Genomic DNA, 20,931 nt, shown 5'->3' on the forward strand with positions numbered 1-20,931 from the left:
GATTATTTTATTAATAAGTTCGACTTGTCATCATTTGAAACACAGTCTTTTCGATTGTTTTCTGACCGAGAAAATAACTTAAAATAAAAGCAGAAACAGCAATAGATATAGAAACCAGCAAATAGATGATCCAATACGGGTGTGTTCCCGAATATAGGATCCCTAATACAAATGCACCTATGAACCATATTAAAATATGAACAAGATGCTGTACTTTGTATCGCTTGCCTTCAGAGAAAGCTAAAATGAAAAAGGTCGTGTAGGATATAGCCAGGATTGCATATAGCAAAGAAACAATGATAAAAACCAGCTGCATGCCAGATCACACCTCGGGTTCGATAGATTCATTTCTATCTTCCCACAATTAATGATTTCAATAAAGAAGTTCTGTAAATATTTACCTAGGTAACTATTTTCATGCTATAATTACCTAGGTAACTATTATTTAAGGAGATTTTATATGTCAGTACATGATCATCAAAATATTTTCCATGCCATTCAGCAGCTTTCACGCCAATTAACAAAACGGCTAAACGACGTATTGCAGCCGCATGGCTTATTCAGTGCGCAATGGACTGTATTATTCACATTGAAAAAATTCGGAACTCTCACACAAACTGAGCTCTGCGATTATCTCGCCATCGAAGCTCCTCCGATGACTCGTACGATTCAAAGACTAGTCAAACAAGGGTATGTCCTGCAGATAGCAGGAACGGATAAGCGGACAAAACATATCAAACTGACCGAAAAAGCGATGGAACACTATCCTCAGTGGGAAAAATCCGTTTTAGAAATGGAGAAAGATTTACTATCCGGAATTCCTGATCAAAAGCAAGAACCTCTCCAAACATACATCCAGCAGTGGCTTCAGCACATAAGAAATACAGAACGGGGATGAAAGAATGAAAGTACAAAAACTATGGACAAAAAATTTTTTATCAGTTTCTTTAAGCAGTTTTTTTCTATTTTTAACCTTTTACTATTTGCTTGTTACTCTACCAATCTATTCTCTGCATGATTTAGATGGCAAACCATCTCAGGCTGGGTTAATCGTGACTATTTTTCTCCTTGCCGCGATCATCATTCGCCCTTTTGCGGGGAAATGGATTGAAAACCATGGAAAACGGATTGTGCTGATTGCCTCCCTTTCCATTTTTGCATTAGGATCATTTCTTTATTATTTTACAAGCACAATGAATGGATTATTTCTACTGCGCTTCTTTCATGGCATCGGTTTTGGTATGGCTACAACTGTTGCAGGTGCAATTGTAGCAGATATTATTCCTGAATCACGACGTGGAGAAGGAATGGGATATTATGCGATGTCTATGAACCTGGCGATGGTTATCGGACCATTTCTGGGTCTTACAGCTATGGAACAATGGGGAAACGCAACAATGTTTGGCATCAGTATACTCACTTCACTAGCCGCATTGATTACAGGACTGTTTATCACGCTCCCAAAAATAATGAAAATCAGAAGCAAAGTGATCCCATCGATAGAAAATAGAGGATTAAAAGGGCTATTCGAAGCATCTGCTATTCGAATTGCTTTGGTTGGCGGAATATTCGCTTTGGTCTACTCTTCTATTCTGTCCTTTGTTTCCGTTTATGCAAAAGAGATTGGCTTAGCAGAAGCTGCGAGCTATTTCTTTGTTGTTTATGCCGTTGTCATGCTGATGTCAAGACCATTTACCGGTAAATGGTTTGATAAATACGGCCCAAATTTCATTATATATCCAGCTATTCTCTGCTTTGCAGCCGGCATGGTGCTGCTAAGTATGTCTGAGACATCATTTACCTTTCTATTATCTGCCGCTCTAATCGGCTTAGGCTGGGGAACACTATTTCCGAGCTTCCAAACGATCGCCCTTCAATCTGCAGCACCCAAAAAAAGAGGGCTTGCAACAGCAACCTTTTTGTCTATCTTTGATATGGGAATTGGGATCGGATCGTTCATTGTTGGGGTCATTACAACAAAAGTTGCATTTAGTACACTTTATTTTTACAGTTCGTTTTTTATTTTAGGATTTCTTGCTGTTTATTATTTCCTTCATGGCAGGAACGTTTACCCTGCTGAAAAGGAGAATGAAACGTTATTAAAAGCGAATGGCTAATTGAAAAAACATCACTCTTTAATTGGAGTGATGTTTTTTCAATATTACTATTTAGTTCGAGATTTTTGTCAGAAAATTTCGAACCACCGTAGTCAATGGCTATTTGAGAGCGATATTCTTTTTCCAGACAATTTCCAGAAGTAAAGGCTTCTGCTTCATACCCATCAATGTCCCTGTAAATCCAAATCCTCAGGTTCTCTATGCCTTGATTTTCGAACTTAATGGCTTGAAGTTCTTTTTCAATGATTTCTGCTTTTCTTTCTAATTCAATTATCTTCCTTTTCATCTCAATATTTATTTCACTTTGTGGAATCACTCAAAGTTTATCCACCTCACTAAACAGTACAATTAATAAATATGATTTCGTAAGACTTATACACCAATCCTGTTCAAGTCCTCAATAACCAAAGAGCGAATCACACTGTGCTGCAATCGCCCGATAATAGAATAAAGCTGAACTTCATCTAAGTTGCTTGAACAAGTTTTCATTCTCCTGGTAAATAACCAACAATCTCATTTGATGCTGGTTGTTACCAGGCATTTCAAAAGGAATTTTGACAAGATAGCTGAGAGAATTGGAAGAGGACGGAATGGTTCACAGAGAAGTATATAAAGAAGTTCCTCCTAAGGTAGAATACTCGCTAACACCACAAGGGAAAAGCTTTATCCCAGCACTGAACATTATGGGAGAGTGGGGTAAAAAATATATGGAGAAAAAAACAAAAAGAACAAAAAACAGTCAGACCAAGGCAATAAAAAGGGTTATAGCATATGCTATAGCCCTTTTTATTGCCTTATGTAAATTACCTCTTTTTCTTTTTTTAATAATTTGCTGTTAAATTTTTTAATACTTATTTAAACTACCTTCCCCGATATTGCAATAAAAAGCCCTTCTTCTTATTGAAGAATAGCCCCCGATTCCTGATAAACGCACTTGTTTTTCTCGTTCATCCTAAACAATTGTTTGTATAAGCAATTAATCCAATAATAGCCCCGATTGCAGCTCCTAAATAGATATAATTGCCTTTCTTTGATCCGTTTTTTCTTCAGAACATCTCATTGTTTTATCTCCCCTTTTAACCTAACCCCTTATACCAATCCTGCCCGATTGCTTAATACCAATTATTTCTAAATTAAATGATGAACTCAATCTTTTATTAACGTTTTTTATTTTCAAAATATTGTTATTTTATGGAACAATATTGAAATATCCTTCGTTATATAGGTTGAATACAGAGTGAATAAGGGGGATGTTGTCCGTGATTAAGAAAATATTTATTTTTTTCGTGTTAACTTTTCTTATGATTTTTAGTTTAGATTTGAGTTCTGCATCTGCAGCTGGAAGCAAATTCATCATCATCAACAAGAGCAATAATCAGCTTGCATATTATGAAAACAGTCAGCTTAAAAAAGTGTTTAGGGTGGGCACAGGCAGAAGTCAATCACTCACACCCGAAGGAAAATTCAAGATTGTGAATAAAATTGTGAACAGACCTTACTACAAGGACAACATTCCAGGTGGTGATCCGCGAAATCCACTTGGCAACCGCTGGCTAGGATTAAATGCGAGAGGAACACACGGTACAACGTATGCCATTCATGGCAATAACAATCCGAACTCAATTGGCGGATACGTTAGCAGTGGTTGTGTTCGAATGTTCGACAATGAAGTAGAATGGCTGTTCGGCCAAGTGCCGACCAACACACCAGTAATTATTACTTCTTCAGGTAAGTCATTTGATTCTATTGCTGCATCGAACGGATACAAAACGACTGCGAGTACAGTTTCACCTTCTGTTCCTGCAATGAATAATGGCTCAATTCTTAAAAAGGGCAGCCGAGGTCCCGCTGTCGAAGAGCTGCAACGCAAACTTACTTCTCTTGGATTTACCACAAAAGGTATTGATGGAGCGTTCGGAAATAATACAGATCAGGCAGTTCGTCAGTTTCAAAAATCCCGCCGCTTAACAGTGGATGGTGTCGTTGGTCCCGCAACAAGAAAAGCACTAGATGGAACAAAGCCACCGACAACACCTGATAAACCATCAACGGGAACAGTCAGTGGCACTATAAAAATGGGCAGTCGTGGAACCGGAGTAAAAATACTTCAAAGTACACTTACTGCAAAGGGCTACAACACTAAAGGCGTAGACGGGGTATTTGGGTCCAATACAGAAAAAGCAGTTCGTTCTTTCCAAAAATCCAAAAACCTTTCTGTAGATGGTATCGTTGGTCCTGCTACAAAAAAAGCACTTGGAATATAATTTTAAAAAACCTGGGTAGATGTCAAAATCACCTAGGTTTCTATTAATTTCTCATCCTTTAAAACTAGATATCCATGTTCAATTATTCTGCTCTTTGATTGAATACCCAATATTTTTTATTTTTTCTTAATTAAAGCTTCTATAAAGATATCTCTGTTTTTCTTATGGCTGATAATCGGAGAATAAAGGTATGAAAACTTTCTGCGAAACTCATGATGTTTGATTTGCAGGATGGAGAGATTGTTTTGCTGAACATCTCTGCCTGCAACAACCCTCGATAAAATGGAAAGACCGAGTCCATTCATGACAGACTCCTTGACTCCCTGATTGCTGCTGATCGTTAGTAAGGACTTTACCTGAAGACCATTTGAACTTAACAAATGCTCCAAATATTCTCTAGTCCCTGACCCCTTCTCTCTTGAGATCCACTCCTGCTTTTGCAATTCTTCGATTTCAATTTCCCCTCTTTCTGCGAGCGGATGATCAGGAGGAGCAATGATGCATAATTCATCCTCCATAAATGGTTGAATCGTAAGTTCTTTTTCATTTGTCTGTCCCTCGATTAATCCGATATCAACTTGAAAAAGACGGACATGTTTGACGATTTCTTCTGTATTTCCAATGATAATTTCCAAATTTAAATCTGGATATTCTGCGTGAAGTTCCGCCAAGATTCCAGGCAAAATATACTCACCAATCGTAAAACTCGCGCCTATTTTTAAATCTCCTTTAATGTAATGATGATGTTCATATATCTCTTTTTTGGATTGTTCATACAGATGGACCATTTGCTTCGCCCGATTGTAAAGGATTTCTCCTGTAGGCGTTAAATTTAAATGCTTGGGCGTTCTGATCAGAAGCGTTGTCTGAAATTCTTTCTCGAGATTTTTAATATGCAGACTGACGCTTGGCTGTGAAATAAGCAGTTTCTCAGCCGCTTTTGTGAAATTTTTCTCTTCGACAACAGCAATAAACGTTTTTAACGCATCATAATACATTTAGAACCTCCTTTATATTAGTATTTTCAATGATTGTTATCAGTTATATATATTTTACTAATAATTAACTCATTGTTAAAGTAAAAGAAGCTAGAACTGCTTAAGGAAGTGTAGATCATGACTGACTTTCAAATAAAGATAAAACAAAAAAAGATACAGGCGCCTTTTTTGCGAGGCATTTTGCTTACTTTACTTTTTGCACTCCTTGCATCCTATTTAGCAGGCTTCCCCTTTTTATCCATCATGGGGCAGCTTGTCATTGCCATGCTCCTCGGAATGCTTTGGAGAGCAGCTGTTGGAGCAGGCGAACCCGTATTAGCCGGAGCTTCTTTTTCAAGTAAGAAATTATTGCGGCTTGGCATTATCTTGCTTGGGATGAGGCTGAACCTTGCAGATCTCTACCATGCCGGACTCGGCGTTTTCATTCTTTCATTTATCATCATCCTCATTACTATTCCTGTCGTATATGGCCTTACCCGCTTGCTGAAGGTTGATAAAAAAATCGGGATTCTCACTGCCTGCGGAACAGCCATATGCGGAGCTGCTGCTGTTGTAGCAATCGCACCTCTAGTTAAAGCGAGTGATGAGGAAACAGCCGTCAGCGCAGGGACCATCGCCATATTGGGTACGGCTTTCACTTTGATTTACACATTGGCATATTCTCTATTGAATCTATCACCGCAAGGGTATGGTGCTTTTTCCGGCGGAACACTGCATGAAATTGCCCATGTCGTTGCAGCTGCTTCAATAGGAGGAACAGAGTCTGAGGACTTGGCGATTATCGTTAAATTAACACGAGTTGCTTTGCTCGTACCTGTTGCATTGATTGTAGGAATTCTATTTCGAGAAAAAAAGACAGAAGAAGAATGCTCTTCCCTGCCGTTTCCATGGTTTATTCTAGGATTTCTTTTTGTTAGCGGAATCCATTCAATCGGTATTGTTTCAGATGAAGCTGCTGCTCTCATTGTTTCTTTTTCATATTTATTAATAGGGATGGCAATGGCCGGACTAGGTTTGAGTGTAAACATATTAACGTTTAAAAATCTCGGGAAAAAACCGCTTATTGCTGGGTTAATCGGGTCTGTGCTCTTATCTTTTGTTGGGTATGGGTTAGTATTTATTTTGGGATTTAATTGAATTGGAAAAGGACCTGTCTATTTTTGTAAGCCGTTCTCTTTTGGAGTACCCTCATAGGAAAAAGTAAATATAAAAACAAGTATAAAAGCAGTGGATTTCGCATGAGAAATCGCACTGCTTTTACCCTTTTCCAGGGAATTTTTCATTTATATTTTCAGTATTTTCTCTTAACGTGGCGGTTCAGTTTAACAGGTATTATTGATAAAATAACAAAAAAAGAATTTTTATTACAAGGGAGTTGCCTATGCGGTTTTTGATTGAATATAAAGATTTCAGTTCCAAAGAGGAGAAAAATAAATCTTTAAATGTACTGGATACATTTTTAAATGAACATCTAATTGGTGATTTTCATGGACAAACTTTTGAGAGCATATTAATTCGTTTTATTAACAATGCACCACCTAAGAAGAAATTTAAATTAAAATCGCTATATAAAATTATTGCAGAAGTTGAAATTGAGGGGAACTTTACTAATAACGTGAAGTTAAACATTACCGATTTTCAACATGGATTATTGAAAGTTGAAGAAGCAATAAATATGGTTCCACAAATAGAGGTAAAAGAAGAGCTGGATTTTAATAAAGATAAGTTATTAAATAGCCTTAAAAATATTATTAATAATGCTCCACAAACTGATGAAGAATTAAAAAATTATGCAAAAAAAGAAAAAGAAATTAATTATTTGAATACCGTCAAACGTGTTGATAGCTTGATATATTCGTGTAAGAGTAATCATAGACCATTATTGAAACGAATAATTGGTGTTAGATTATATGACCATTTTGAACGGAATACATTAGCACCTTACGATTATATATACTCTCAACTATTTAGTAATTTATTGAGCAGAGCCGAATTAAAGTCACCTGACTACGAAGAGATTTATTTCAGTATTGGTGAAACAATGGAACAAGCGAAACAAGCAATTGCTATTGACGAATTTTTTAAATACACTTACTCCACATTAAATTTATCTGAGTATAATCAAGCAGATGACAAAGGTAAAGCTAATATGGTGTTTCATTCAATGTGTGAAGGTCTAAGGCTGATTGCTGATTTTGACCATTTAGAAAAAGATAAAATTGAAGGTGTAATTAAGTATATAGCCAAAAATGGAATTGATATGGAACTAATTTATGCTACTGCCCAAAATAAAAATTATCTTGTTGAAATCGTATACCATGTTCCACACAGTCATCTTACAAAGGCTGAATTCAAATTAAGACTAACAGAAATAAATACTAATAAGACTGGAATCGTAGCTATAGATAAGTTAGATATTTATTATGCACCTTATAGTATAGGTAAAATACAATTAAAGAAAAATGAAATTGTTATTAAGGGCAGAAATAGTCTAAGGGCAGAGATTTCTCGTGAAATAGATGAATTACCATCAGAATATCGTTTTAATATAAATGAAATTTTATACGGTAATGTTTCTAATTGAACAGTTCTTAATACGAAAAAACAGCGGAAACCTTCATTCACCGCTGTTTTTTATTGCATATAGATAATATCTTTCAGTTCAAATATTTTATCGGTTATTCCTAGCGTCTGTGCCGGTGTTAGATTTTCTCCATCTTTTGTTTTATAAGGCAAACAGAAATTAAAGTAAACTCTTTAGATTGTCAATGCGTACTGTGCATACTCTGGATTGAAGTTTGCATATATATTTACCATCACCCCTCGCATTAACTAGAGGACGTTCCAAAGGAGATAACCTTCTCCTAATCAACTGTATAAAAGCATCAGTGGCATTGTGATTTACATCTAACAACATTCTAGCCAAATCTCTTGTCTCGTATGAGGACTGCTAGTATAGTTGCTATTAAATGTGTTTTTATATGTGCGGGTACCTTAAAAGAGAAAAGCTTACTATTTTTGATTGGTCCTTTTTTTGTACTCTTTTAGTGGAATTTATATTGCACGATTCTTCTATTATTAGCAAGTAAAAGAATGATAATTTCTTAGTTTAATCATTATTCCCAAGGCATTTTAATCGGACTTCCGATTTTCTCCATACGATACAATTCTTTTGCTTTTTCAGGCAGATTATCATATGTCTGCTGTGGAATCTGAATCGAAGAGCCTGCGCCATACCAGCTTCTGTTAAAAATCATCGCAAGATTTGTCCGGCGATAATTGGATTGATTAGGAGTTCCGCGGTGCCACATGCGAATATCCCTGATTAAAATTGATCCAGCGGACATAAATACTTTCTCAGAATACATGTGCTCTGCCGCGCGAACAATATGCAAGTGCGGATTAACCGTATTGTTTAATGTATCATGATTAGATCGGTCAGGATTTTGGTGTGTTCCGCCAGGCCATATTTCAAGGGGGCCATTTTCCTCCGTTACATCTACTAATGGAATATTTAAAACGAGACCGAATACCGGCAAGGGAATTGTTAAATCAGGAAATAAAGGCATAATATCACAGTGTGCATTCTGATAATCTGAGCCAGGCATTGGCGTATCTGATGCAAAATAGTTGCAATGATTTCCCTCACCAAGCAGTTGATCAATCAATGAAGTGGCAATAGGATGGCAGATGATATCCTCATCAATGAAAGGTTCTGTAAAGGGCAAAAACATTTGTGCACGATTTGTTCCCGTGTTGTATCCTTTTCTTTCAATATATTCGTCAAATAATGGGTCAAATCCACTCCGAATTGCACTGATTTTTTCTTCAGAGATAACCTTGTCAAAAAGAATATAACCATTTACCTTTACTTGCTCTACTGCAATTTCAAGAGTTTCAGGGTTTAGTTGTCTGGTTGCTTTTTCTTCTTCAGTTAATTGAATTTTCATATTTAATCCTCCAATAAATTGAATTTACCCATAATAACAGCGCTTACAAAATATGAATTGAAAATCTCAAACTCGCATTCTATTTAACTCTTTTTGAAAAAACATAGTCAGAAAATGAAACGTTTCGATTCTTGAAAATTATACGAATATTAAGATATTTAGTCAACATCTTATTACCAAATATTGATTTTATAGTGATATAAGCTTTTTTTAATCAAAGTTTCATAAGACTATTAATAAACCTTATGACAGTCTGGTACATACTGTACTGTGTTCTGCCTATTATTATCGAAACGTTATTATTGAAATTGGAGACTTATATCCTGATAAAGCATAAAAAGCAGTCCAAAAAAAAGGGCTGCTTTTTAAGAGTGATTTTAATTTGTTGGTATTATCCTAGCAATTCTATGCCCATTATAATTTTCGGCTCGCTCAGCAGCAATTTGTTGCTTCTATCTTACCTTTTTTTCGACTTGTGGATTTTATGCTTGTTCTTCTACGCACTGATATCCCCGTTTAGTGATTTATCAAACCCCTTATCCTCTTCTCAAGCAGTTCCGCCCCGCCATACCCAGTAAGCACACTGACAATTTCACCCTTTTCATTCACAAAAAAAGTAGTAGGAACCGCAGCGACTCTGAATAAAGCGGCCGCATCTCCAGTCTTATCCAATAACACGGGAAAGCGGAAGCCATAATCTTTTGCAAACATATAGGCACCTTCTTCTGAGTCTTGGTTCGTCATGTTGATGGCATAGATTTTCACTTGATCTTGATATTTTTCAGAAAGTCTCACTAAATCAGGTGCTTCCATTTTGCATGGACCACACCAGGATGCCCAAAAGTTTATGATAACCGGCTGATCGTATGGCGGTTTTAAATGGTGTTCTTTCTGCTGCATGTCAGATAGCTTAAGATCAGGTGCTTTTGCTGCAGCAGATTGTTCCATCGTAAATGAAAGACAGAGCAGGATAGACATGAATATTATCTTTTTCATATAGACACCCTTTCCTTTTTATCCTTATTATCTCCTTGAAGAATGGACATATTCCAGGTGGACGTGCGTACATATGAAATAAGATGATTTATGAAAGGAGCCACTCATTTGCTTTCTACTACGAGTTCAAAAATCTTCACTCTTTTTTTTCTCGTCATCCTGATTGGCGCAATGGCCTATATAGATTCATTTCAAGCCCGTAACATCGAAACGAGCACCTTTCCTATGATTGCTGAAGATGAGACAGAGACTTCGGCAGAGGAACAGGTAATTGTCACAATGTATGAGAATAAAAAAATTTCCTCTGAAGTGATAGACGGATATTCTGTCGAGACTTATCAGGAATTTGAAGTGCTCAAGGATGCTGATGGAAATACAGTTGAAGTGAATCCGACATCCAACTACAGTTATTTAAAATATAAAGTAAAATGAAAAAAGCTGATCAATAAACAGCTTTTTTCATTTCGTTATAAGAATATACCCTTTATTATAAAGCTTTCCGCTTTGCTGAAATTTGGAAGGAAGCGTTTCGATCAGATAGTCTCCTTTAATAATGCCCAGATTGAGAGTCATTCTTTTCTCGATTGGTTTGTTTTGGTAAAAAGAATCGATTAATGCAGATTCTCTCCCGATTGACAGCCCTCGGGGAATGAAAATATCCCAATTCTTCAATGGAATCGCACTGGCAATAGCTAAGTCTTTTCGATTAGTCCCATGAAAATCAGTAATCATCAGAATGACACGATCTTGATTTTGAGCACAGTTTGCAAATTTAACGGCAATGGCTTCTAATGAGGCATGAAAATACTTGGCAAGCGGCTTAAACGAAGCTGCATTTTCGCCATGCTTCTCCAGCTGTTTCTCAAATTCATTCGCTGGTATCAATAGCTCTGAAGCTATTTCATCACAAAGCATCTCCAATTCGTTGTGAACGCCGGCTTTTTTTCTATATTGTATATGATCAAATTCATCCATTAACGTATGAGCAATTTCATGGGCGATCGTAAAATTCTGCCGCTGCGGCGAATCGAAAATATTCACGAAAGCAACTAGTTTTCCGCCTTGAATTATAAGCTTGCCTGATTGATCATTCTGCATAAATTTTTCCTGGACTGATATTCCAGCTATAGATGCTAGCATTTTCATATTGATAGGAAAAGATCCTCCAAAACCAAAGTATTGATCCATCAATTTTTCGGCACGCGAAAACGCTAGTTCTCTAGATTCCATTCTCTTCACTCTCAATTGTCGTTTTGATCGCCAAATAAAGCTTCTCCCATTCCTCTTCAGAAGATGGCTGCTTGCCTCTATATTTAATGTTTGCCAGCATTTGAATTTGATCGTCATAAAGATTTATTTTCTCTGCAAAAGAAAGCAGACTTGGAGGAATATCTGCCTCGCGTTTCAGCACGACTTCTTTTCCCATCAACTGGCCCATTGTTACCTCAAGGGAAATTGCAATTTGATAAAGCTTCTCTGCGGAAACTTGTTTGTTTGGCGTATTCTCAATTTGTGAAAGATAAGGTTTAGAGACTCCAGATTCACTGGAGAGTTTTGCTAGTGTCCAGCCTTTCTGCAGTCTGAACTCTTTTACATACTTTCCAATATTCAACGTGATCCCTCCTGTATCATTAAATATAATAAATTTTGTTTGCAATAGCAAACACAGATTGATATAGTAAAAGAAAGTTTGCAATAGCAAACACCACGGAGGTACAAAATGGGATTTCACTCAGATACAAGTGCACTATTAAATTTACTGAAACATCATTCAAAAGAACCTTTACATGAACTCCTCTCAGAAGAAATGCTGCTTGGAATCGGAGGAGGTGCTGGATACGGCTACTTTACATTCTTTTATGAACAAGAGGACTTTTCCAGCTTTTTTCTTGGAACGCGAGCACTATGGGAAAGCAGTGAAGCGTTTATTTCCGGCGTATTAAAAGCATTGGATTTAAAGCCTTCGGTTAAGCAGACGAAAGACCGGAAAGCTGCTTTTGATCAGCTCTATAAGCAAGTTTCAAACGGTACCCCGGTTATTGTCGCAATTAATGAAGATGTATTTCGAAGAAATACGATTACCAAAAATGGCTATCAAACGTATGGTCTCGTTCTAGAAATCAATACAAATACAGGACTTGCCAAAATCGCATTACGAAAAGAGGAACCGCTTGAAATATCAATTGAAGACCTCATTTTAGGACGGGATCACCTCGCAACAAGAAAGGTGATTAATCAATCGATTTTCTTGAAAGGTGCTGCTGAAGAAATGACGGCTAAAAAAATAGCAGCTGCCGCCAGAGCTGGCATTGAAATCAGTATAAAAAGTGCACATAATCCGAGAATGAGCAATTTTGGAATCACCGCATTGGACAGGTGGATGACAAGTTTGACATCTTCCAGCAAACAAAGCTTCGGGCGTCTATTCTACAATACGAAGCATCTTGTGAATGCCCTTTATTATACGTATTACTGGATTGTACAAAATACAGATGGATACGCGCTGCGCAGCTCATACGCGAGGTTTTTACATCAGATCGGTACATTAATAAATGAGCCGCTATTAGCTGAGACAAGCTCTCTATACGAAAAGTCAGGCCATATTTGGAGACAAATTGCTGAGGATTCATTAAACAGCGATTATCCTGAATTCCGCTTAATGAAAGACAAATTTCAGGAGCTGAATGAGTATTTTTATTGTCAGAGATTTAACTTAGAAGAATATAAAAAAATGACTGCAGAAATATTGGATTTAAAAGCAGAAGCCAGTGAACATCTTGAGTTTTCAGAGTCCGTTCGCAAGGAGCTATTTTTCCACCTGGCTGGATTAATTGAGGAAATAAAACGATTAGAAACATCAGCACTTTTGAATTTAGAGCAAGCTCTTCATTCAAAAAAATGGGAGGATAATCTATCTTGAGTCATACAGTCACTATTGGAGCACCTATTGGATTTGTTTTTGAACAGATTTCAACCCCTTCCGCACGCGAGTCATGGACGAAGGAAATTGAAAAGATTCAATACGAACAGCCTGCAGAAGAAAAAAAGGAGGGTGCAGCTTTTGTCCAAGTGCAAAAAGAAGGTGCGATGCGAACTTCTTTTCACGGGAAAAATTTGTCCGCTCTAGAACCTTCCACATACTCTTATTCATTGGAGGGAAAAGCTTTCAAGATGATCATTTCTTATCAGCTTGAGGATTTACAAGGTGAAACAAATGTTACCCAAACCTATGATGTTATTTATTTATCCACAATGGCAAAAATAATGGGAAGGCTATCAAGCAAGCTGACAGAAAAATTGGCGCTGTCGCTGCTGCAGCAGCTAAAAAAACATTGTGAATTAGCATTAACTAAATATAAAACGGACTGAGTGTATCGCATCGGCTAGCCAGAATACGATGAATGAATATCAGCAGAAACTAGATGGAATGGCCAATTGCAGTTTGTATTTCAACTGGAAATGATTTAATTTCCGGTAAGGATAATAAGCGATCAGTCCGGCTCCCGAGGTTCAGCAGAAATAAATCTAGCTTTTCGGATAATAAGTCCGAATTTCCGTTTGGAACATCATATTCTGTTCCAAAACTGCCAACAAGCCGATATTCCATTCCAACGAGCCAAAACAGTTCTCCAACAAGCCGACTTCCCCATCCAACAAGCTAGAACTGTCTTTTCACTCGCCAGTCTGCATTTTGAACACCAAAATCAAGATTCTAGCTGTCTTTGGTAATTGCATTAATTAAAAAGAGAAGGGCATTGTTTCACCCTTCTCTCAAACGTATCGGAGCCCTATTCTGTTATTAAACGTTTGATTCTTATTTTTGAAAACAAAAAAGTTGTTTTTATAATCGATCGTCAATTCATGATCATACGAATCTTCAAAATCATCATCCACGATGAAATCGAGCTGTTCAGACTGAATGATCTTTTCATAGGATTCTGTTTCTCTGATATTAATGACCTTCATCTCATACAGCGTGTTCACGATATCACAGCTTCCTCTGTCAAAAGATAAGTGAATCATTTTATCACCAGGGATTTCACGGAGTTTTTCTTTTGCCTGCTCTGTCAGCGTCAAATTCATAAAACATGCCTCCTATTGTTCTTTTGGAACGTAAATTTCAAGGTGCCTATTAAGATTTTCTGCTTTTATAGGAAGTTTATTCCCTTCATCCCCGTCTATGTTCGCAATCATTTTATAAGTGGACGACGCTTCAAGATATGGTACCTTTAAATACTCAACATGTTCACTTTTGCTAAGATCTCCGGTCATGATTTTAGGAAGCAGCAGCAGAAATTGAGGCAAGGCAATGTCCTTTATGATCATGACATGAAGCTTTCCATCATTCACCTCTGCTTCAGGAGCAATGGTTTCAAAGCCGCCCACAGAATTTGTGAGTGCAACAAGCATCAGCAGCGCCTCACCTTCCCAGACACCTTCGTCAGACTGAACCCTAAGTTCGAAAGGCTGCTTCTCCTTCATCTTCTTCAAACCCTCTAGGATATAAGCTAGTGGACCAAGTTTTGTTTTTTGTTCAACAGGGGTGGAAAACGATGCTTCAGCTAAAGCTCCTACAGCTACGATATTTATAAAGTAACGGTTATTTATTTTTCCAACATCAATTCTTCTTGAATGCTGATGCTCTAAAATGGCAATTGCTTCTTCGGGATCTAAGGGAATATTCAGCGCTCTGGCAAAATCATTAACTGTACCAAGCGGAATTAAGCCGAATAACGGGCGATGCTCTTGCTCAGCCATTCCATTAATTGCTTCGTTTATCGTTCCATCGCCGCCCATCGCCGCAACAAAATCAAGCTTGCGATCACATGCTTCACGAGCAAAATGCATCGCATCTCCCGCACCCTTTGTTTCTCTCAGTTCCGTTTCGTATCCCATTTTTCTCATTGTATCTAAAGCGTAATCTGTATATTCAATCCCCTTTTCCTTGCCTGAAGATGGATTAACAATTAACATCGCCTGCTTCACACTATATCCCCCTTGACTTCACTGGTCTATATTCTCCCTTACCCTTATATTGACAGGATTGAACCCTATTTCCACAAAAAAACATTACTCCTTTAACCCGAAGTAATGCTTCTCTTTACATGATGGCAATTCTCTCATAAATATCTCTCAAATTCCTGCAGCCCTGCCCCTTAACCTCATCCACATATTTACACCAAAGTTTCGCGGTCAAAATCGCATCTCCCAATGCATGATGACGATCTACAACGGGTATCTCTTTATGCTCACACCAATCTTCAAGCCTTACATATTCCGCATTCGGCTCTGCAATGCGGGATAAAAAAGAAGTGTCAACAATCCGGTGCTTAAAAGGTGCCCGAAACAGCTTCCAGCTTGCATGCTGCATAAAGTTTTTTTCATGTGAAGAATGGTGGGCAACAAGAGTGTCGCCTTTTACAAATTGATAAAACTGAATCAATGCTTCTTCAAGAGGCGGAGCGTCCTTTAAATCTTCATTACTGATTCCTGTCAGTTCACTTATTTCGTCTGATAGCCTATTTTCATGCCTGACAAGCGAATAGAAAATATCCTCCTCCTGAAGGTGGCGCCCTTTCACTTTTACTGCTCCGATCGAGATGATTTCATTCCCCTGCTCTGGAAAAAAGCCAGTCGTTTCGATATCAAATACAACGACATTCAGATCGTCTAATGGTATCGATAACGTCTCCTCTGCTTTCATTTCACGCTGAAGCTGGCGCATGAAGGCGATTTGCTGAGAATTTTGTCCATTTTGAACCGCCCCAAATACACTCGTTTGAAACTTCCCATGCACCTCTCTTATAAAATGAATGAATGGATTCGATTTCATTTATGAACACCCTTTTCAATGATGCCTTGAACAAAGTGATGCAGCTTTTTCCCGTTCTTCAGAATGGTTTTTATTTCTTTTTTCTCCTCACGGCTGAGCTTCTGAATGGGAAGGTAATGAACATCATCGTATTCTTCTATTCTCTTTAAATTTGACATTCGATACTGCAGCAAATGCGTAAAACTCTCTTTATATTCGCTTAATTCTTTTTTATAAAATGCATCTTTGCTAAGCTCTTGTATCCGGTCGAGCGTTGAAGCAGCTAAAACTCCTTCTTTAACCGCCAAAATCCTAATCGCATTAACATACGGCAAAAAGGCTGCCTGCTTTAAATGAAGAGAACCCTGATAAGGACCGTTGCTTTCTGTGAAAATTTGACCCAGCGGACCAACTGAAGGCTTGATGTGCATGATGTTATCCATAAATCGCTTTAATAGCTTCGGAGACTTTTTCCGGCAATCGTCTATGACACTTTTTAAATGTGTGATAAACTCTTCCTCACCCGCTAATGCTCTTGCATCAACAAAGATCTGCAAATACCTCATGGACTCAAAGCTGACCTCATCCATCCAATTGAAAAGCTGTTTTTCAAAGGCTTTAAGCGATTTGCACCAAATCGGGTTGGAGCTCATGACCTTTCCCTCGCAGTAAGGATAACCCGTCACATGCAGCCCAAGAGATACTTCTTTTCCAAGTGCCAGAAAATAGTTATCAGCATCCATTCCTTCTTCCTCGTAAACCATTCCATGATCCTGATCACTGATGACCCCCTGCTCAAATCTCCCTGCACTTCCCATCACAAACCACGTATAGGCTGAAGGAGGATTCCCTTTTTCCTCTTTCATTTTTTGCAGAGATACATTAAAAACCGCACGCATGACTTTATCATGGAATTGATTTAAAGAATGTGTATCAGATGTGTGTTTTTTTATCTCATCATCTTTCCATTCTCGAATCGATTCATAGGTTTCTCTCATTTCCTGCACATCCCTCTAGCCCCCGCAAATTAAGAGCTGATCTTATCCTCTTTTGATAAGAATACTTCAGGATAGCCATAACTTCCATGCTCACTCATATCAAGACCCATAATTTCTTCTTCTTCAGTTACCCGAAGCCCGTTCAAGAGCTTTTTAGCTGCTGCCAGGATAATAAATGACACAATAAAAGCATACGCGCCAGATACTCCTACCCCCATAATCTGAACACCTAACTGATCAAATCCTCCGCCGTAAAACAAACCTGGCTTCCCGACTGTTGCAAGTTCAGGTGTTGCGAAGAAACCTGTTGAAATCGTACCCCAAACTCCAGCTGCTCCATGAACAGATAAAGCGTAGATCGGATCATCTATTTTTCTCTTCTCGAAGAATCTCACACTATAGAAAACCAGAATTCCAGCAATAAACCCGATTAGAACAGCTGCCCACGTATCAACAAACGCACATGAAGCAGTAATAGCCACAAGTCCTGCCAATGCACCATTCAGCATTGTTGGAACGTCAGATTTCCCTAGCACCACCCAGGAAATAAGAAGAGCCGCCACAGCTCCGGCAGCTGCTGCAAGATTAGTATTCAGTGCAACATATCCGAAAAATCCATTATCCACACCAAGTGTGCTTGCTGCATTGAATCCGAACCAGCCGATCCAAAGCACTAAAACACCTAAAGCTGTGAAAACCTGATTATGACCAAATATGTTATTTGCAGAGCCATCCTGATTGAATTTTCCAATTCTCGGCTTCAATAAAATGGTCGCCGCAAATGCTGCCATTGCCCCTGTTAAATGAACAACCGTCGAACCAGCAAAATCCTGTTTTCCATGCTCCGCAAGCCAGCCGCCTCCCCAAATCCAATGTGCAACTACCGGATAAACCAGCGCTGAAAATAGAACAGTGAAGACAAGGTAGATTGATAGCTTCGCACGTTCTGCAAATCCCCCAAGTGCAATCGTTATCGCTATCCCTGCAAAAGCAAGCTGAAACAAAAAGAACACCGATGAAGAAAGATTCATCCCTTCCAATTCATAGCCTGAATAGAAAAAATGAGATAAACCGACAAGGAAATTTGCATTGTCTCCGAAAATAAATCCAAAACCTAACGCCCAAAACACAAGTGATGCCAATCCAAACGTGAAAATTGTTTTACCGGCGATATGACCGGCATTTTTCATTCGGGTTGAACCAGCTTCAAGTAAGATAAAACCGCCTTGCATGAAAATGACTAAAATAGCGCCCAGAACTACCCACAAGCTATTTAATAGATACATTGAATCCATTTTTAGCGCCCCCTAATTGCTCATCTTATAACATTATATGTTATATAATATAACATGAGTTTATTTATCTTTATTTTATCGGAATTTTTTTGTTAGTCAACCAATTTTCTAAAAATTTTTATTATTTAATGTTAAAAAACCTTACACTAATTCAAAAAAACATAAAAATGCAGTTGCTCAAGTGAATGTTTGTATAAACAGACAATCTTTCCTATAATAAAAGCAATACTAGAAGGCAGAGGAGATTCAAGATGAAAAAAGAAAAGCAAGAAACTGATGGGTTCCATGATTTGGATGAGGAAACACTCTTTATCACTTCCCAGACCTTCAAAGCTTTATCAGATCCAACTCGACTCCGCATTTTAAATCTGCTGACGCAAGGCGAACGATCCGTCAATGAAATCGCTGAAACATTATCCCTGCTTCAATCAACAGTGTCCCATCAGCTTAGATTTCTAAAAAACATTCGCCTCGTTACCTTCCGCCGCGAAGGGACAACTTTATATTATTCACATGATGATGAACATGTAATCGGACTATTAAAACAAACCATTGAACATGCAAGGCATTAAGGGAGAAAAGCAGAACCGCCTGTTTAGCTCCGAAAGGCAGAAAAGGAACTGTGAAAAGTCCGGGTTTGACTTTACTGGCAGATCCGTTCTGACCGAGGAGTTAGGCGGTGGAGCTGGACACTACGAAAAGCGGAACCGATCTTCAACCGAAATGCAGAACTTATTAACCAGTTTTAAACTTTTATCATTTTCCATAATGATGAACTTGTCTGGCACACACAAAAAAAGAGACGAAAATTCGTCTCTTTTTTTCTATCAATAGTGCACTCCTTCTTTGACTGTGATAGCCGTGATTCAATTGTTTGACCGCTCGGGCCCCTTTTCTGACTGCTCGCCCTTAATTTATGACCGTCCGGTTTCCCTGTTTCTGACCGTTCAACCTCGTTTGTGACCGTTCAGACAATTACTGTCAGATTTCCACACGGTATGAAGTGAGGAATACCATCTTCTAAACACAAATACCTCTTTTTCTAGCAACAGAACACTCTTTCTTTAACTTTGATAGCCGTGATTCATTGGTTTGACCACCTCGGGCCCCTTTTCTGACAGCTCGCCCTTTATTTGTGACCATTCGTTCCCTGTTTCTGACCGCTCAACCTCGTTTGTGACCGCTCAGACAATTACTGTCAGATTTCCAAACGGTATGAAGTGAGGAATACCATCTTCTAAACACAATTACCTCTTTTTCTAGCAACAGAACACTCTTTCTTTAACTTTGATAGCCGTGATTCATTGGTTTGACCACCTCGGGCCCCTTTTCTGACCGCTCGTCCTTTATTTGTGACCTTTCGTTCCCTGTTTCTGACCGCTCAACCTCGTTTGTGACCGCTCAGACAATTACTGTCAGATTTCATACGTTATGCAGTGCTTGTAACCATCTTCCAAACACAAATACCTCTTTTTTTAATTACAGTGATCATCTTTGCAGCAGGCTGAGTCTTTTACATCAATCTGAATCGTTGTATGATGAAGTCCAAATTTATCATGCAGAATCATATTCGCTTTTTTTAATAATTCCTGCTGATTTCGCCCGCTCTCAACAACTACTAAATGGCAGCTTAATGCAGGAAAATCGGAAGTAATCGACCATACATGGAGATCGTGGACATCGCAAACTTCTTCCATCGTTAACAGAGATTCACGAATATCCTTGGTATCTAAATTTCCAGGCACACCCTCCATTAAAATATGAAAAGAATCTTTCGTCACCCGGAGTCCGCTGATAATAATCAACACCGCCACAATGATGCTTGCAATCGGATCTGCGTACCCCCATCCGAAGAACATAATTAAAAGAGCTGCGATAATTGCACCGACTGATCCAAGCATATCCCCAATCACATGCAGAAAAGCGCTTCTTACATTCAGATTTTCATCCTTGTCCCCGCGCATAAGAATGAAAGCGGCAGCGATATTAACGACAAGTCCAATGCTTGATATCAAGAGCATACCGGAACTTATCACCTCAGGCGGATCTGCAAAACGCTGATACGCTTCCCAAAAAATATAGAGCGAAATCACGATTAGAGTAATGCCATTAATGAAGGCTGCCAGAATCTCGAACCTTTTATAACCAAACGTTTTAGACGCAGATGCTCCTTTTGCCCCGAAGGTTAACGCAAGAAAACTTAAACCTAACGCTGCCGCATCACTGAGCATATGGCCCGCATCTGATAAAAGAGCCAAACTATTTGTCATCAATCCGCCAATTACTTCAACTATCATGAAAACTGTGATAATTGCGAAAGCCAGCAACAGGGCTTTTTTATTGCTTGTATGATGGTGATGATGCCCATCATGACCGTGATGATTATGTGAATGTCCCATTTTCATCCCCCTTAAAACTCAATATATGAGTATATGTTCATATATGTATTATTTCAAATTATCGAACCATTTGCAAGATATATTTATGGTTCACATACCCTT

23 protein-coding genes and 2 pseudogenes are annotated in these 20,931 nt (G+C 38.3%); 10 read left to right on the forward strand and 15 right to left on the reverse strand.

Translation table 11 applies throughout. From position 1 onward, the window contains the following. Positions 1–10 precede the first annotated feature (10 nt). Complete coding sequence (locus CYJ36_RS14745) at positions 11–316, reverse strand: hypothetical protein (protein ID WP_101568021.1); 306 nt, start codon at positions 314–316, stop codon at positions 11–13. Between the two features lie 144 nt (positions 317–460). Here CYJ36_RS14745 and CYJ36_RS14750 point away from each other — a divergent pair, with 144 nt between their 5' ends. After that, positions 461–898: a MarR family winged helix-turn-helix transcriptional regulator gene (locus CYJ36_RS14750; RefSeq protein WP_101568022.1), complete on the forward strand. Its 438-nt coding sequence runs from the start codon at positions 461–463 to the stop codon at positions 896–898. Positions 899–902: 4 nt separating this feature from the next. Beyond that, positions 903–2,117 carry an MFS transporter gene (locus CYJ36_RS14755; RefSeq protein WP_101568023.1) on the forward strand — a complete coding sequence of 405 codons (1,215 nt, stop codon included), beginning with the start codon at positions 903–905 and terminating at the stop codon, positions 2,115–2,117. Here CYJ36_RS14755 and CYJ36_RS14760 read toward each other — a convergent pair. Beyond that, positions 2,020–2,433, reverse strand: a complete 414-nt coding sequence (locus tag CYJ36_RS14760) for a hypothetical protein (protein WP_101568024.1) — start codon at positions 2,431–2,433, stop codon at positions 2,020–2,022. The genes CYJ36_RS14755 and CYJ36_RS14760 overlap by 98 nt on opposite strands. Before the next feature lie 211 nt (positions 2,434–2,644). On the opposite strand from CYJ36_RS14760, the pseudogene CYJ36_RS14765 reads away from it, so the two are divergent. Together CYJ36_RS14765 and CYJ36_RS14770 are read left to right on the forward strand one after the other, a co-directional pair. Continuing rightward, positions 2,645–2,836, forward strand: a pseudogene (locus CYJ36_RS14765) (winged helix-turn-helix transcriptional regulator); the annotation flags it as partial. Positions 2,837–3,376: 540 nt separating this feature from the next. Beyond that, complete coding sequence (locus tag CYJ36_RS14770) at positions 3,377–4,381, forward strand: L,D-transpeptidase family protein (protein ID WP_224773386.1); 1,005 nt, start codon at positions 3,377–3,379, stop codon at positions 4,379–4,381. Between the two features lie 116 nt (positions 4,382–4,497). Here the strand turns inward: CYJ36_RS14770 and CYJ36_RS14775 are convergent, their stop codons facing one another. Further along, on the reverse strand, positions 4,498–5,379 hold the full coding sequence (locus CYJ36_RS14775; protein WP_101568025.1) for a selenium metabolism-associated LysR family transcriptional regulator: 882 nt from the start codon (positions 5,377–5,379) through the stop codon (positions 4,498–4,500). A 117-nt stretch (positions 5,380–5,496) separates the two neighbouring features. On the opposite strand from CYJ36_RS14775, the gene CYJ36_RS14780 reads away from it, so the two are divergent. Together CYJ36_RS14780 and CYJ36_RS14785 are read left to right on the forward strand one after the other, a co-directional pair. Further along, the gene (locus CYJ36_RS14780) at positions 5,497–6,516 is read left to right on the forward strand and encodes a YeiH family protein (RefSeq protein ID WP_101568026.1); all 1,020 of its coding nucleotides are present in this window, start codon (positions 5,497–5,499) and stop codon (positions 6,514–6,516) included. Positions 6,517–6,760: 244 nt separating this feature from the next. Then, the gene (locus CYJ36_RS14785) at positions 6,761–7,963 is read left to right on the forward strand and encodes a hypothetical protein (RefSeq protein ID WP_101568027.1); all 1,203 of its coding nucleotides are present in this window, start codon (positions 6,761–6,763) and stop codon (positions 7,961–7,963) included. 50 nt (positions 7,964–8,013) lie between these two features. On the opposite strand, the pseudogene CYJ36_RS24660 reads toward CYJ36_RS14785, so the two are convergent. The 3 genes and pseudogenes from CYJ36_RS24660 to CYJ36_RS14795 all read right to left on the reverse strand — a co-directional run. Then, positions 8,014–8,302 (reverse strand): annotated as a pseudogene (locus tag CYJ36_RS24660) (insertion element protein); the annotation flags it as partial. A 193-nt stretch (positions 8,303–8,495) separates the two neighbouring features. Beyond that, a complete protein-coding gene (locus CYJ36_RS14790; protein WP_101568028.1) occupies positions 8,496–9,329 on the reverse strand; it encodes a phytanoyl-CoA dioxygenase family protein in 834 nt (277 codons plus the stop codon). 516 nt (positions 9,330–9,845) lie between these two features. After that, entirely contained in the window at positions 9,846–10,325 is a 480-nt protein-coding gene (locus tag CYJ36_RS14795; RefSeq protein WP_101568029.1) for a TlpA family protein disulfide reductase, read from the reverse strand. 108 nt (positions 10,326–10,433) lie between these two features. Here CYJ36_RS14795 and CYJ36_RS14800 point away from each other — a divergent pair, with 108 nt between their 5' ends. Then, on the forward strand, positions 10,434–10,757 hold the full coding sequence (locus CYJ36_RS14800) for a hypothetical protein (protein WP_142382716.1): 324 nt from the start codon (positions 10,434–10,436) through the stop codon (positions 10,755–10,757). Positions 10,758–10,784: 27 nt separating this feature from the next. Here CYJ36_RS14800 and CYJ36_RS14805 read toward each other — a convergent pair whose 3' ends face one another. Both CYJ36_RS14805 and CYJ36_RS14810 read right to left on the reverse strand, forming a co-directional pair. Then, complete coding sequence (locus CYJ36_RS14805) at positions 10,785–11,555, reverse strand: ImmA/IrrE family metallo-endopeptidase (RefSeq protein WP_180850343.1); 771 nt, start codon at positions 11,553–11,555, stop codon at positions 10,785–10,787. Further along, a complete protein-coding gene (locus CYJ36_RS14810; protein ID WP_180850345.1) occupies positions 11,545–11,937 on the reverse strand; it encodes a helix-turn-helix domain-containing protein in 393 nt (130 codons plus the stop codon). Before CYJ36_RS14810 ends, CYJ36_RS14805 begins: the two co-directional genes overlap by 11 nt. Positions 11,938–12,045: 108 nt before the next feature. Between CYJ36_RS14810 and CYJ36_RS14815 the strand changes: the two genes are divergently transcribed. Together CYJ36_RS14815 and CYJ36_RS14820 are read left to right on the forward strand one after the other, a co-directional pair. After that, positions 12,046–13,245 (forward strand): BtrH N-terminal domain-containing protein, encoded by a 1,200-nt coding sequence (locus CYJ36_RS14815; RefSeq protein ID WP_101568033.1) that lies wholly within the window; start codon positions 12,046–12,048, stop codon positions 13,243–13,245. Next, positions 13,242–13,694 (forward strand): SRPBCC family protein, encoded by a 453-nt coding sequence (locus CYJ36_RS14820; protein ID WP_101568034.1) that lies wholly within the window; start codon positions 13,242–13,244, stop codon positions 13,692–13,694. Before CYJ36_RS14815 ends, CYJ36_RS14820 begins: the two co-directional genes overlap by 4 nt. Positions 13,695–13,743: 49 nt before the next feature. Here CYJ36_RS14820 and CYJ36_RS14825 read toward each other — a convergent pair whose 3' ends face one another. The 6 genes from CYJ36_RS14825 to CYJ36_RS14850 form a co-directional block, all read right to left on the reverse strand. After that, the gene (locus tag CYJ36_RS14825) at positions 13,744–13,932 is read right to left on the reverse strand and encodes a hypothetical protein (RefSeq protein WP_101568035.1); all 189 of its coding nucleotides are present in this window, start codon (positions 13,930–13,932) and stop codon (positions 13,744–13,746) included. Between the two features lie 164 nt (positions 13,933–14,096). After that, positions 14,097–14,408, reverse strand: coding sequence for an iron-sulfur cluster biosynthesis family protein (locus CYJ36_RS14830; RefSeq protein ID WP_101568036.1), 312 nt, complete (start codon positions 14,406–14,408; stop codon positions 14,097–14,099). A gap of 12 nt (positions 14,409–14,420) precedes the next feature. Continuing rightward, positions 14,421–15,311: a diacylglycerol/lipid kinase family protein gene (locus CYJ36_RS14835; protein WP_101568037.1), complete on the reverse strand. Its 891-nt coding sequence runs from the start codon at positions 15,309–15,311 to the stop codon at positions 14,421–14,423. 115 nt (positions 15,312–15,426) lie between these two features. Then, complete coding sequence (locus tag CYJ36_RS14840) at positions 15,427–16,158, reverse strand: exonuclease domain-containing protein (RefSeq protein WP_101568038.1); 732 nt, start codon at positions 16,156–16,158, stop codon at positions 15,427–15,429. Beyond that, positions 16,155–17,135 carry a DUF294 nucleotidyltransferase-like domain-containing protein gene (locus CYJ36_RS14845; protein WP_101568148.1) on the reverse strand — a complete coding sequence of 327 codons (981 nt, stop codon included), beginning with the start codon at positions 17,133–17,135 and terminating at the stop codon, positions 16,155–16,157. The genes CYJ36_RS14840 and CYJ36_RS14845 overlap by 4 nt, the downstream gene beginning before the upstream one ends. 29 nt (positions 17,136–17,164) lie before the next feature. Further along, positions 17,165–18,430 carry an ammonium transporter gene (locus CYJ36_RS14850; protein ID WP_101568039.1) on the reverse strand — a complete coding sequence of 422 codons (1,266 nt, stop codon included), beginning with the start codon at positions 18,428–18,430 and terminating at the stop codon, positions 17,165–17,167. A gap of 251 nt (positions 18,431–18,681) precedes the next feature. Here CYJ36_RS14850 and CYJ36_RS14855 point away from each other — a divergent pair, with 251 nt between their 5' ends. After that, positions 18,682–19,002: an ArsR/SmtB family transcription factor gene (locus CYJ36_RS14855; RefSeq protein ID WP_101568040.1), complete on the forward strand. Its 321-nt coding sequence runs from the start codon at positions 18,682–18,684 to the stop codon at positions 19,000–19,002. A 903-nt stretch (positions 19,003–19,905) separates the two neighbouring features. Here the strand turns inward: CYJ36_RS14855 and CYJ36_RS14860 are convergent. Then, entirely contained in the window at positions 19,906–20,829 is a 924-nt protein-coding gene (locus tag CYJ36_RS14860; RefSeq protein WP_101568041.1) for a cation diffusion facilitator family transporter, read from the reverse strand. Positions 20,830–20,931: the final 102 nt, after the last annotated feature.

It is taken from the genome of Bacillus sp. UMB0893, from assembly GCF_002858905.1.
In the GTDB taxonomy this organism is placed as follows: domain Bacteria; phylum Bacillota; class Bacilli; order Bacillales; family Bacillaceae; genus Bacillus_P.